The following is a 13,159-nucleotide window of genomic DNA, read 5'->3' as shown; positions in this document are numbered from 1 at the left end:
ACCTACTCCCTTTGCAATGAAAACAATGCGCAAGTATTTTTGGCTGCTTTTTGCAACCATGGCATTCACCGAGCTCCCCAAACAATACCGGAATACCGAAGAGGTGAACAATTATTTTGAGAAAATCCGGAATAATCCACCCCTGCTCACCGCATTCTTCACTGCCATGCCCAAGGGAGCAGACCTGCATCATCATTATTCAGGCGCAGTATACGGTGAAACATACTGGGAAATACTAATGGAAAGCAATGGCTGGATCAATCCACATACACTGGATGTAGATACCGCAGGCGCGCTCCATAAAGCGCCCTGGAAACATCTTGCTGAAATTGGATCAGACTCGCTTAAACAGGCTTATTTGCGCAAAATCTCCGTCAAAGACTATACGGCCTTAGCCGGTCCTTCCGATCAGCACTTCTTCGCTACCTTCTCCGGCTTCTCCGCTCCTGCCAGCTACGGCATGATAAGAGGCTTACAGGAGTTTAAACAACGCGCCATCGCTGAAAACGTATCTTATATTGAAACCATCATGGGTGTACCGGATACGGCTATCCGATTACCTGAAGCAGGCGCCTGGGAAAAGTCATTAAGCGGTGCCCGGTTATCAGACAGCACTGCAGTAACTGCTACTCTTGAAAAAGTGTATACCGCCCTGATAAAGAATGGTATTGCCAATGCTGCTAAAACATGCTGCCGGAAACAGGACCTGCTCCACCAGCGGGCAGCTGTTGATGACAGTCTATTCATGCTGCGTTACCAGTTATCTGCAAACCGGAATGCAGCCCCGCTCAGCGTGTATAGGAAATTGTTAATTGCCTTCCAGGCAGCCAGCATGGATTCACTGATCGTAGGCGTGAACCTGGTAGCACCGGAAGACGGCTCAATTTCCATGCGGGATTATAGTTTACATATGCTGATGATAAAACACCTGCACCACTATTATCCCCATGTTAAATACTCCCTGCATGCCGGTGAACTGGCGCAGGGAATGGTACGCCCGGAACTGCTCCGTTATCACATCAGCCAGGCGGTGCTGGTAGCAGGTGCACAACGCATCGGTCATGGTGTTGATATCGCACATGAAGCACAATGCCTGCAATTACTGGATAGCATGGCGCTGCGCAAGGTAGCCGTCGAGATCAACCTAAGCAGTAATGAATTTATCCTGCATGTAAAAAATGAACAGCATCCGCTTATGCTGTATTATACATACCAGGTACCTGTGGTGATCAGCACAGATGATCCGGCAGTACTGCGTACCGATTTAACGGAGCAATATGTATTGCTGGCTACCAGGTATCCATCACTTAGTTATACACAGATCAAAGCAATCGTAAGGAACAGTATCGTTTATAGTTTTTTACAACCTGCGCTGAAGGAGCGGAAATTGCAACAACTGGATCATGCATTTAACCAGTTTGAAAATGAGATCCAGGCTCACCTGGATAGTGCTCTTCATGATTAATCTTGCGTTGATATTCACTAAACCTGGCATTTATCAACACTGCCAGCTGTCAACAACACAAGCCGGGAACGAATAGAAAGATCCCCGGCTCCTTTACCTTCAGGGCTTTTCTTTGCATTCCTTTAAAACTTTCACCTCAATCGTACCTGCAACAGTTCTATTTTTTACCGGCTGCATACATGAAAACAATCAATACAATATTTGATTGTGCATACGCCTTGGGTTAAATTACTGGTTATTAACAACTTCGACCAGGAAACATCTTTCAGGAGCCCAGCGTCCATCCGGCTTAGCCAACTTGCCGCTATACACATGAAAATATTCCACTATATTACAAGTCCCTATAGCACCTATCAACATGAAAAAACAAGAAGTAGAACTCATTCTCATCAGGATATCCTCTGGCGGGCAGGACGCACTTAATATGAAGATCTATAAAAACGGTACCACCTGCAGGTACGGCGTTGGCGGAGTACCGCAGATCAATATCTCGGGAATGAGCTTTTTCAACGACGCCAGGTTCTTTGATCCCCTGCTTGCAAATGTGCCGGACCAGGTACTGGAGCAGCCTATTATGTATGAAGAACCTACTCCTAATGGCGACCTGGAATATGTGATCGGTTTTTACGGCGTATCACGTAACGGGGAAACGGGCGAAGCTGCTGACTGGTCAAAATCAACGGGGATCAGGTTAAAAATAGACAAGCAAACAAAATTCAATGACAGCGTCCTATCTGTAACGGATACACTGACTATGCTGGCGATTGAACTAACCAATGACTGGTATTTTGATATTATGATGCAGGCAGGGCATAATATGCTTAGTTCCGCATTACCAAGGGAAACGATCATTAGTCATCCAAAAACGAAGGCGGAAACCAGCCGGGATTTTCAACATTATATCGATCAGATGAAGGCTAATCCCAGGCACTGGAAACTGGCAGATTATGATAAGAATAAGGTGTATGAGCGGGAAGGCAGGGTGTTTAAAGGCGTAGTGAAGGAAACAGAGCAGGATTTTGCGATTCATTTTTACCCGGTGAAAGCTGCGTCTGAAACAAAAGCGGAAAATAGTGCTCCCGCTGGAACGGAGGGAGAACAGCCATGGTGGAAAGTGTGGTAGCCTCCCATAAAGTCACCCGTCACCGCCCGGCTATTCCTGTTAGGAATGGTGCGATATTTTTTGTCAATAAAGGCAATGAGTTCGGCTTGTAAAGTCAAGCCTCCTGTCACTGATGGGAGAATTTTTCCACCACTGCAGTGGAATCATCAGCCGCCACAAAAATGAATTCCCTGGCAGCACCCGCATTAAAAGCACTGTCCAGCAAGGTTGCTGCTGCCCGGAAGATGCTATTGGGATTACTATGAGACTATTCTATATTTGTATCATACCCTGCAAAAACATCCTTACTCCAGCATTACTTCCCGCACCGTTCCATTCCCCGGTAAATCTACCACCACTACTATCACCTTCCCTCCCGCCGGTAAGCCAGTCGCCTTATAATACCAATCCACGCCATTCCTGCCCAAAATGGCCTTTCCTCTTTCCAATAACACATCTGCTGCATCCAGCACCTTCACCTCCACTTCTGCTACCCTGAATTCATCCTTCGCGGTCACCACTACCGTCGTATCTTCGAAGCGAATATCCTGCACCTCCGGAGAATGGTATGCATCCTTCACCGCCATATTATACGCATTCTGGCCCGGACCGGCTTTTGATTTATAATAAGCCTTCAGTTCCGGGTCCTGGATAATCACCTTCGCATAAGCCGCTGCCACCTTCATCTTATACCTGGCTTCCAGCTGCTTTTTTGTTGGTTTATTATTAGACGGACCACGCTTTTTGGCCATAATAATCCGCCCATTGCGCTCGTAAATTGTAATCTGATCACCGATAGTGCCTCTCACTACCTGGAGGAGGATATTATCTATCACTAAAGCCATAACAAACAATTTTGGGGTTAGAGATCCAATGTAAGATTTCCTTGTGGAATACAGCGCGTCTTTTGTGCTAAATGAGTATATATACGGCACTTATTTATAACGAGAAGGGCGCTTTAATATCTATTCGATATTGAAGTGCCCTTTTAATATCCTTATGGTGTACTTATAATGTACTTATGGGCCAAAAGACGGAGGCCGGTAGTCCTTATAGATGACCCTGCTCATATACATATATTTTCCAATCTATCACCTGGAATTCCAGTCAGCGAATCCAACCATTATCACCAACGGTGGATTACTTTTTGAAGCAGTTTAAAAAAACCGAACTATCTTTCGGCCTTTGAAAAGCTCCTGCCGGTGAAATGTGAATGCATCGGAAACCTTTGAAAAAACAACCTAAATATTAGTTAATGTCATTTAATTACGATTCAGAAGCAAAGAAAATAGCACCCATTTTTGACCTGATCATAGCTGCTATCGAAAAATTCCCACCTGATGGATGGACCCCTCAAAACATCAGCCATACCATTAAATTTAACCAGGAGATGAAAGAGGATATCCTCAACCCGCCAACTCAGTTCCGAACCGCCGCAAGCCTGAAAATCACCAAAAACAATATTCTTAACATGTTCCAGGAAAGTACCGGGAAACACGTCGAATTTTTTTGGGAACAGGTAGAGAAAAATGGGCTTTCTGAGGAAGTCGTGCGTACCAACCCCATCGACAAAATCCTTAAAAAAGGGAAAATAGCAAACGCCGCCGAATACGAACTTGCCATTGCCTGCCGCAAACAAGGGAAACTTGACGACAAACAACTGGCATCCCTGGATGAATACATTGAAAAATTTGAACAAAAGAAAAAGGGGCAGAAAGAATAATGCCCCGATCTTAGTCTATTAAAAGCATTTGTTGATTATGTGCCATTGAGGCCAGTCCGGCCATGTATGCCTCCTGCCCGGGTAGGCCTGTATGCTTATATCAACAAGTTTTTATGTAAACACAATATACTATCGCCCCTCTGCTGCACCATTACCTCTCTCTCCTACCCCTGGGCAGATAATACAATAAGCCACAATTTATCAGGAAAATAAAAAACGATCCAATAAACGCAGGTATCGCAATCCCCGGGTTATGATCCAGTGCATTATTCAACCCGTTATACAGCAACCATACCTGGATCGTTACATTCAGGATCAGCAACATGATGATCGCCAGCATCAAAGTACTGGTTTTATTAGGATGGGCCTGGCTTTGTGCCCTGCGAAAATTACTCATAGCAAATGATTTTTACGCCCCTGTTACAAAAATATCTTCTCCTCTTACCTCCACCTCCAACTTTGGCAGCGGTCTTGGTGGCGGGCCTTGCAGCACCTCTCCTGTCATCGCATCGAACCATCCGTTATGACAAGGGCATTCTATCTTCCCCGTACCTGGTTTATAAAATACTGCACAGGATAAATGCGTGCATTTTTGCTCATATGCTTTGAACGCTCCATTTTCCAGGTGAATGAGGATATAAGGTGTAGCACTGCCTTCAATTACAAATGCCCTTGTACCGCCTACAGGCAATTCATTTTTGCTGCATACCCGGTGTGAGCCGGTGACCTTCTTCTCCGGGAATAAAGCCGATTTTGCCGCTACAAATGCGCTGCCCGTTGCCAGGCCACCAGATACCAGGCAAAGGAATTTTGCAAACTGCCGGCGGGTGACATCTGTAGTTTCCGCCTGACTGATTGGAAAATCATTTTTCCAATCCGGGATGTTCTCGTTCATAGTTCTTTAATTATAGATTAGTCCAGGTAGCGCATAGATGTGATCAGGCTATATTCAGAAAAGACACCAGGGCCATTAGTTTCTTTCACAAAAACATTACCCTTACCCGATTAGTCCACCTTCAGCATCGTAGCTCCCTTTGGCATCATAATATTCACCTTCGTTTTTACATTCAATTTACCAAACTGAAAGGTGTTCACCGGCACACTATTCGGCCGCATTCTAAGCATATCTTCCCTCGTTCCATAGTACAATGCCTGGCTGGGACATACCGTTGCACACATCGGCTTCTTCCCCGCACTCGTACGATCATAACACATGTTGCACTTCATCATCATGTCATAACTCTCCTCCTTGAATGGCACGCCGAAAGGACAAGCCATCACACAATTGGAACACCCAATACAACGGGCCGTATTTGCAGTATGCACCACTCCAAATTCATCTTTACTGATTGCATCCGCAGGACACACATTTGCACACACCGGGTCATCACAATGCATACACACCTGCACCGTAGTCTGTATCGTCACTGCCCGCTCTACATAATTCACATGGATCATAGACTGCTGCCCGTTGGTCTCACATTCTGCACATGCCGCTTCACAGGCCTTGCAACCTATGCACCGCTGCATATCCACGAAAAATTCCATCTCGGTTTTGTAATACGACGTCATGCGATATCTTTTTTGCGATTAAATACTTTTATAAGCATACAGATCTTCTACCAACAACACCCCCTTCTAAATACTATCATAAGCATGCGCATCCTGCGGTGCCGGTGCCTCTTTTCCCAGCGGCACTAACTTACATGCACATACTTTGAACTCGGGTATTTTAGAAATAGGGTCCAGGGTTCCGGGGGTCAGCTGGTTAGCCGACTTACGGCCAGGCCAGTGATAAGGAATAAAGACAGTATCCTTTCGGATGGTTTCTACGATATTGGCAGGGAATTCTGCGTCTCCCCTCCTGGTGACCACCTTCACCAGTTCACGTTGCGTGATACCATATTTAGCCGCCAGCTCCGGATGTATTTCCAGCAATGGCTCAGGATACTGATTCACCAGTTTGCCTATACGCCGGGTTTGTGTACCACTCAGGTATTGAGATACGACCCTGCCTGTAGTGAGCACAACCGGGTATTCCTCATCTACCACCTCGCCCGGGTCTCTGTATACCACCGGGTTAAAATGCGCCTTCCCATCAGCTGTAGCGAATTTCCTATCTTCCCATAAGCGGGGTGTACCAGGATGATCCAGTGAAGGACAGGGCCAGAACACACCCATGTTCGCTTCTATCTTTTCGTAGGTGATACCATAATAATCAGCCGTGCCACCCCTGGAAGCCACCCTGAGTTCATTGAATATATCTTCGCTGCTGTCATAACTGAATTTATCACCGGCACCTAAACGGCTTGCCAGTTCAAGGAGAATAGCCGTATCAGTACGCGCATTACCGGGCGGGGTAACGGCCTGGCGTATACGCGTAACCCGGCCCTCGGCAGTGGTCACGGTACCTTCCTCCTCTTCCTGCAGCGAACCGGGGAATATAATATCTGCATGGCGGGCAGTTTCATTCAGGAAGAAATCGATGGTGGCATAGAACTCCAGTTTCTCCAGCGCCTCGCGCACGTAATTATTATTAGGTAATGATACGAGTGGGTTGAAACAGAGTGAGAGCAGGCCTTTTACTTCTCCGCGGTGAATGGCTTCTATGAGCTCGTAAGCTGTATATCCTACTCCGGGCATCTCTTTTTCATCAATACCCCATACATCAGCAATGTATTGACGATGTGCGGGATTACTGATATCACGGTTGCCGGGTAACTGATCACATTTGTGTCCATGCTCCCTGCCGCCCTGTCCGTTTCCCTGGCCGGTGATGGTGGCATAACCGCAATAAGGTTTGCCTAATCTTCCGCTGGCTAATACGAGGTTGATGCAGCCCAGTACATTATCCACTCCTTTGGAATGATGTTCAATGCCCCTGGCATGCAGCAGGAAACTGGTAGCTGCTTTGCCCCACCAGTCCGCGGCTAATGCGATCTTCTCTTTGGCAATGCCTGTTACCTGCTCAGCCCATTCAAGCGAATAGTCTTTCACGGCATCGATCGTTTGCTGAAAACCAGTCGTATGCTCATTGATGAAATCGTGATCCAGCAGGTCTTTTTCAACCATGTAGTTCAGCATAGCGCCATACAGGGCAGAATCAGTACCCGGCCTGATGTCTAAATGCAGATCAGCAGTGCGGGCCAGCGGAATAACCCGTGGATCAACTACGATCAGTTTGGCGCCATTGTCTCTCGCCTGCCAGATCCAGTAAGTAAGTGTTGGAAAGGTTTCGCTTACATTCGCACCTGCTACCAGGATCACTTCGGCCTTTGCGAGGTCAGAATAATTATTGGAACCACGGTCAAGGCCAAACGCTTTTTTATTACCGGCACCGGCACTTACCATGCAGAGGCGGCCATTGTAATCGAGGTTACGGGTTTTGAGTGCCACGCGGGCAAACTTACCGACCAGGTAGCTCTTTTCATTGGTAATAGATACGCCGGAAAGCATAGCGAAGGCATCCTTGCCATAGGTTTGCTGAATACGTTGGATTTCGGCAACAGTCTTATTCATGGAATCTTCCCAGCTGGTGGGCTTGAAACCCAGCCCTTCAACTCTTTGCAGGGGTTCCAGCAGGCGGTCAGGATGGTTGTTCTGCAGGTAGCGCTGTACGCCTTTCGGGCACAGCCGGCCTTCGTTGAAAGGGAATTCCATCCAGGGATCGAAGCCAACTACTTTATTGTTTTTAACCAGCAATTTGATGCCACATTGCATGCCGCAAAAACAACAATGTGTTTCTACTACTTTGTCGGGTTCATCTCTGCCAATGTAACCTTCCTGCGGAGCGTAATTCAGGTGAGGACCAAATTGCTCAATGATCTTTTCCGCATCGACTGGTAATTTTGCCATGGTAAGTGTTTGATAGGTTCGTCTAAAGAAACAGGTTGTTCTCAGGAATCAGGTCGTTCTGAGGAGAGCGCTTCTTATGTAGTAATCAGGTTTGTCAGCTTGTTATCGTCTATTTCAGGCACTGGTTTCGTCTTCATTATTATCCAAAGAATTTACCGCTTGCTTCCCTGGCTTTCAGGTGTGCCTTTGCAAGGGCTGAGCGCTTGCCTTCAGGACTAAGATCAAGATGTGAGGTTCCATCTTCGAGTGTGAAGTCAAAGCCCAGTTCTTTCGTCACTTCTTTCAGGTCATTTACATGCATTTGCGTAGTGAATGGTTGGTGCGTATGCGGGCATATTGCCATCCCTTTCTTTTCACCTTCTTTCCTGTATAAATGAGCACCGATCTGTGCGGGTCTTTGAATGATATGGAAGAATTTGCCGAAAGGGATCCATACTAAAAAGAGGATCACCGTCACCGCGTGTGTGACTGCCATGAACTCATAGGTCTTTCCTTTCAGAAACTCATAATCGTAGGTCAATCCTAAACCTGTCACTGAAATCGCCATCAGTAAGACTAAGGGCAGCCAGTCGCCTTCAAAGGTCTGTGAAGCAATGAGCCCTGCATGGGTCAATCGTCTGCGCATAAATAAGAGGCAGCCGGCAATCACCAGCCAGGAGCACCAGTTGAGGATATGGAAGATAAAAAAGGCCATCCAGGAACCTAACTTAAACGACATAACGCTGAAGCCAAACAGATGAGCTTCATACATGCTGGTATCCGTTGCACTCATGGTAAAGTGGATCCAGCCAAGCGTTAAGGGTATTGTGACACAGAACGCCAGCATACAACCGGTAGCTAGCATAAAATGCCCCCACCAGCGGGTCTTTCCACGGGGATAGATAAAACGTTGAAATGCTATATTGCGTACCAGTTTCTGCACTGATAAGCCGGCATATTCCACAAAGCTTTTAGAAAACAGGAGTTGCCATCCCCGCCTGAAATACATCCAGGTAGGAGGCCGTTGGAGCCAGATGCAGTACCGGTAGATGATTCCGAAGAGGGCGAATACGGTACCAAACAGGTAGGCGATTAATGCGGCATCAAAGTTTTGCAGTTTCCTCGAGCCATAAAACACCAATAGCACAGTGATAATACAACAACATAATGCAACGAGAAATGCTTTCTTATTGAGTTGAAATCTCATGGTGATAAAGTTGTGTAAAAATCTACACTTAAAATTATGATTTAAATCATATTAAACACGATTGTTTGTAGTAATTTAATGAATAATTTTATATTCCACATTATAAAATATATCCCTCATTTTAAATGCTATGTATATATGAATAGCACATCACTTTCTAAGGCACATCGTATTTTGTTCTTCAATACGCTGGGGTTCCTGGTCTCTTTTGCAGGCTGGATGGTGAATGGCGTATTGGTTACCTATCTTGTTGATAACGGGATCTTTAACTGGAATCTTGTAGATGTTGGCTGGTTATTGGGTATCCCTGTATTAACTGGTTCCATCATGCGATTGCCTGTTGGCATGCTTACTGACGTGGTTGGTGGCAAGTGGATGTTCACCATACTATTGCTTGGGTGTTCGATACCGATGTTCCTGTTATCGCAGGCGAATAGTTACAGCGCATTCCTGGTACTAAGCTTCTTTTTTGGATTGCTGGGAACCAGTTTTTCTATAGGCGTTGGGTTTGTATCGGTTTGGTACCCGAAGAGCTGGCAGGGCAGGGCATTGGGCTTATTTGGATTTGGGCTGACAGGATCAGCAGTCACGACACTTTTCGCGCCTACCCTGTTAAAGAAACTGACTGACAATGGCGCGAACCCGGAAGGTTGGCGACACCTGCCTATCATATATGCGGTGGTTCTTGCAGTGGTTGGTATCCTGTTCTTTTTATTTACGACTAATAAGAAACCGGAGGCATCGGATAAGACCCTGATCAAGTTATTACAGCCATTGAAAAATGTGCGCGTGTGGCGGTTTGGGTTATACTACTTTTTGGTGTTTGGTTGTTTCGTGGCATTTTCACAATGGCTATTGCCTTATTTTGTAAATGCATACAATGTAAGCCTGATCACTGCTGGTTTCCTGGCGTCCTGCTTTAGTTTGCCGGTAGGTGTATTCAGGGCAGTAGGTGGATGGTTGTCTGACAAATACGGGGCACGTCGTATTATGTATTGGGTGCTTTGCAGCTCTGTTGTGCTGAGCTTTTTACTGATCATACCCAGGATGCAGATCTATTCTCCCGGCACGGGTATTATGGCCGTAAAGGCGGGCACGGTTACGCAGGTGAATGATTCGCTGATACTGGTAGATAACAAGGCATATCCTATTGTGATGAGAAGTCACAAATTCGATCATGTAGACAGGAAGGTGATGATATTGCCAGCCAAGGATGTGTGGCAGGAACCGGTGGTGAAGGTGGGTGACCAGGTGACTAAAAAGCAATTGCTGGCGCAGGGAACGACGATGATTTTCTTTAAGGCAAATATGTGGGTGTATGTCGTGATCATTATATTGATTGGGGCTTGCTGGGGCATTGGTACGGCGGCGGTGTTCAAGCATATACCGGAGTATTTCCCTAATGAGATTGGGGCTGTGGGAGGTATGGTTGGGATGATTGGTGGCCTGGGTGGTTTCGTAGGGCCGATCCTGTTTGGTTATTTGTTGAATGTAACTGGCTTATGGACGAGTTCGTGGATGTTTGTGTGTTTGTTGTCCTGTGCATGTTTAATGTGGATGCATAGGGTGATAACGACGATGATGAAGAAAGGGGCGCCGGAGCTGGCGGATAAGTTTGAGAAGATTCCGGGATAGATTATTGGTAGCTGAATTCATAAAGCCCCTGGCAATCAAAAGTTCACGGGGATAAATACACGCTGCAGGAAAAAATTATATTTATAACTGAAAGCCGGGATATATAGTTCCCGGCTTTTTCTATATCTTTTCCCCATGAAAACGAACCTAACCCTATTCACTAAAATAGCCACCCGTTCTGCTGCAGCATGGCTAAGTATTGTTATCCCCGGTATCCTGGTTTCAATTATCGGGTTGATTATTTCTATTTATCTCTTAGGGCATCAGCCCGGACCTGGCTACGCAGGATCGCGTGCAGGCATTGTCGGTGCCATACTCGGTATAGTCGTCATGTTTACAGTTGCATTCTGGTCTTCTGTATTATTTGTGCTTTCCCTTTCAGGCTTTGCCCTGTTCCCTTCAATGGCCTCCGGGTATACATTAAAGAAAGCGATCTTCCTGGTTTGGGATAATAAACTGGGTGACTACTTTATGGAGAAGATCGGCGTATATGTGGATAAGGTAATGGTAAAGATAGCGGAGAAGAGAGCTACTTTGGATGCGACCCTGAATAAAGAGGTGATAAAGGAGTTGAAACTGGAAGTGAAAAAGGACGGGGATACGAATAAGTGGCAAAAGAAGATATTGAATTATCTGCTGAAGAAGGTGAACCTGGATAATATTGACTGGAAGGGCGATCCTGCGGCGGTGAAGAAGGCAATATTGGTAAAGGTGAAAGAGTATATTGGTGAAAAGCTGATGCCTTCAGCTTTGTATGTGAGGCTGATGCTGATACTGCCTATTGTATTGATGGTGTTGGCGTTTATTTATGATCGTCATTAAGAATAATGGCATTTAAAGGAGCTGAACTAAAAAGTAAAATGAAGGCACTGAAAATTGCGTAAAAGCCATTTCGTCTTCATCCCCCACCCGGGAGGGCCGACCCTTTTTAGTCAGTTCCTTATACCCACTCATTATATTTTGAGCCAAAATACAACAGCTCCCCCAATAATTGAATGTCAGGCAGCTACCCCAATTTGCCAGCCTCTGAAAAAATAACTTATAGAAGAATCCCATAAAAATTCTAAAAAAATCCACTTTCCTAGTATATTTACATAAAATCTCTCTATTTTCCAGAATAATAGAAGAACAAAAGTATACAATCAACGTGAAAGGGACTTTACAACATAAAATAACAGCGGGGAAATCAGGTATTGTATTTTACAGCCTTACGCCACCAAAGGTCACTACTGAAAGTGAAAAAGTTGCCATCATTGCCGGCAGCCAGATTGAGCGCTTAGAACACCTCGACATCGATGGCCTGATCCTGTACGACATTCAGGATGAAGTACTTAGAACTGAAAAGGAACGCCCTTTCTCGTTTATCCCCACTATTTCACCTGAAGTATACAGCAAGGACCTGCTCACCAGCCTGCAGGTTCCCAAGATCATTTATAAAAGCATCGCCAACCATACCAAAGAGATGTTTACTGACTGGTTGTCAAAGAACTGCGACCTGGAAGCCACCGTATTTGTCGGTGCATCTTCCCAGCAACAGGTGCAGGCAACCAATTTCTCCCTCTCTGATGCCTACCAGGTAAAGAAGGAACTGGGTGTGGATCTCCTGCTTGGGGGCGTGACCATCCCGGAACGCCATACCAGGAAAGGCGATGAACACCTGAGGATGTTCAGTAAAATGCAGAATGGCTGTAATTTCTTCGTGTCTCAGTGTATTTATAATATTAATGAGACCAAGAATGTAATGTCCGATTACCATTACCATGCTTTGAGTAATGATACCCAGCCTGTGCCGGTGATCTTTACCCTTACGCCGTGCGGCTCCCTGAAAACCCTGCAGTTCATGGAATGGCTGGGTATTGAGGTGCCGAAATGGGTGTATAACGACCTGAAATATTCAAAGGATATCCTGCAGTCTTCTATTAATACTGCTACTAATATAGCCGGAGAAATTCTGAATTATGCGACTGCGAAGAACCTGCCTGTCGGGTTTAACATTGAGAGCGTGTCTAATAAGAAGGATGAGATCCTGGCTGCGCATGAGATCCTGGAGAATGTGCTGCACCTGGTAAAGCCGCTGAAAAACCAGGTGGTGAATGAAAAAAGAGCGATTTCTGCGTATTAATGAATACAATATAATTTTCCCTGAAGCAGTAAAAAACGTACAAGGATCACAGGTAAGCTGTACACCTGCCC

12 protein-coding genes are annotated in these 13,159 nt (G+C 45.7%); 6 read left to right on the top strand and 6 right to left on the bottom strand.

Features of this window, described 5'->3' with window-relative positions:
- Window positions 1-25 precede the first annotated feature (25 nt).
- The gene (locus tag U0033_RS29820; RefSeq protein WP_177318614.1) at window positions 26-1,465 is read left to right on the top strand and encodes an amidohydrolase family protein; all 1,440 of its coding nucleotides are present in this window, start codon (window positions 26-28) and stop codon (window positions 1,463-1,465) included.
- Between the two features lie 358 nt (window positions 1,466-1,823).
- Window positions 1,824-2,588: a hypothetical protein gene (locus U0033_RS29815; RefSeq protein WP_072362199.1), complete on the top strand. Its 765-nt coding sequence runs from the start codon at window positions 1,824-1,826 to the stop codon at window positions 2,586-2,588.
- Between the two features lie 284 nt (window positions 2,589-2,872).
- Here U0033_RS29815 and U0033_RS29810 read toward each other — a convergent pair whose 3' ends face one another.
- Window positions 2,873-3,412 (bottom strand): hypothetical protein, encoded by a 540-nt coding sequence (locus U0033_RS29810; RefSeq protein ID WP_072362197.1) that lies wholly within the window; start codon window positions 3,410-3,412, stop codon window positions 2,873-2,875.
- 410 nt (window positions 3,413-3,822) lie between these two features.
- Here U0033_RS29810 and U0033_RS29805 point away from each other — a divergent pair, with 410 nt between their 5' ends.
- Window positions 3,823-4,290 carry a hypothetical protein gene (locus U0033_RS29805; protein WP_072362195.1) on the top strand — a complete coding sequence of 156 codons (468 nt, stop codon included), beginning with the start codon at window positions 3,823-3,825 and terminating at the stop codon, window positions 4,288-4,290.
- A gap of 151 nt (window positions 4,291-4,441) precedes the next feature.
- On the opposite strand, the gene U0033_RS29800 is transcribed toward U0033_RS29805, so the two are convergent.
- The 5 genes from U0033_RS29800 to U0033_RS29780 form a co-directional block, all read right to left on the bottom strand.
- The gene (locus tag U0033_RS29800; RefSeq protein ID WP_072362194.1) at window positions 4,442-4,687 is read right to left on the bottom strand and encodes a DUF6755 family protein; all 246 of its coding nucleotides are present in this window, start codon (window positions 4,685-4,687) and stop codon (window positions 4,442-4,444) included.
- 12 nt (window positions 4,688-4,699) lie between these two features.
- Entirely contained in the window at window positions 4,700-5,185 is a 486-nt protein-coding gene (locus tag U0033_RS29795; protein WP_072362193.1) for a Rieske (2Fe-2S) protein, read from the bottom strand.
- Between the two features lie 110 nt (window positions 5,186-5,295).
- Entirely contained in the window at window positions 5,296-5,862 is a 567-nt protein-coding gene (locus U0033_RS29790; RefSeq protein ID WP_072362192.1) for a 4Fe-4S dicluster domain-containing protein, read from the bottom strand.
- 66 nt (window positions 5,863-5,928) lie between these two features.
- Window positions 5,929-8,145 (bottom strand): molybdopterin oxidoreductase family protein, encoded by a 2,217-nt coding sequence (locus tag U0033_RS29785; RefSeq protein ID WP_072362191.1) that lies wholly within the window; start codon window positions 8,143-8,145, stop codon window positions 5,929-5,931.
- A 139-nt stretch (window positions 8,146-8,284) separates the two neighbouring features.
- Entirely contained in the window at window positions 8,285-9,331 is a 1,047-nt protein-coding gene (locus tag U0033_RS29780; RefSeq protein ID WP_072362189.1) for an MFS transporter, read from the bottom strand.
- A 138-nt stretch (window positions 9,332-9,469) separates the two neighbouring features.
- On the opposite strand from U0033_RS29780, the gene U0033_RS29775 reads away from it, so the two are divergent.
- From U0033_RS29775 to U0033_RS29765, 3 genes are all read left to right on the top strand, one after another.
- Entirely contained in the window at window positions 9,470-10,966 is a 1,497-nt protein-coding gene (locus U0033_RS29775) for an MFS transporter (protein WP_072362187.1), read from the top strand.
- A gap of 135 nt (window positions 10,967-11,101) precedes the next feature.
- Complete coding sequence (locus U0033_RS29770; RefSeq protein WP_072362185.1) at window positions 11,102-11,788, top strand: hypothetical protein; 687 nt, start codon at window positions 11,102-11,104, stop codon at window positions 11,786-11,788.
- Window positions 11,789-12,113: 325 nt separating this feature from the next.
- Complete coding sequence (locus U0033_RS29765; RefSeq protein ID WP_072362181.1) at window positions 12,114-13,088, top strand: methylenetetrahydrofolate reductase; 975 nt, start codon at window positions 12,114-12,116, stop codon at window positions 13,086-13,088.
- Window positions 13,089-13,159 lie beyond the last annotated feature (71 nt).

The sequence above is a fragment of the Chitinophaga sancti genome, assembly GCF_034424315.1.
GTDB classification, from domain to species: domain Bacteria; phylum Bacteroidota; class Bacteroidia; order Chitinophagales; family Chitinophagaceae; genus Chitinophaga; species Chitinophaga sancti.
The sequence above is the reverse complement of the archived record's forward strand: the minus strand, read 5'-3'. Positions and strand labels throughout refer to the sequence as shown.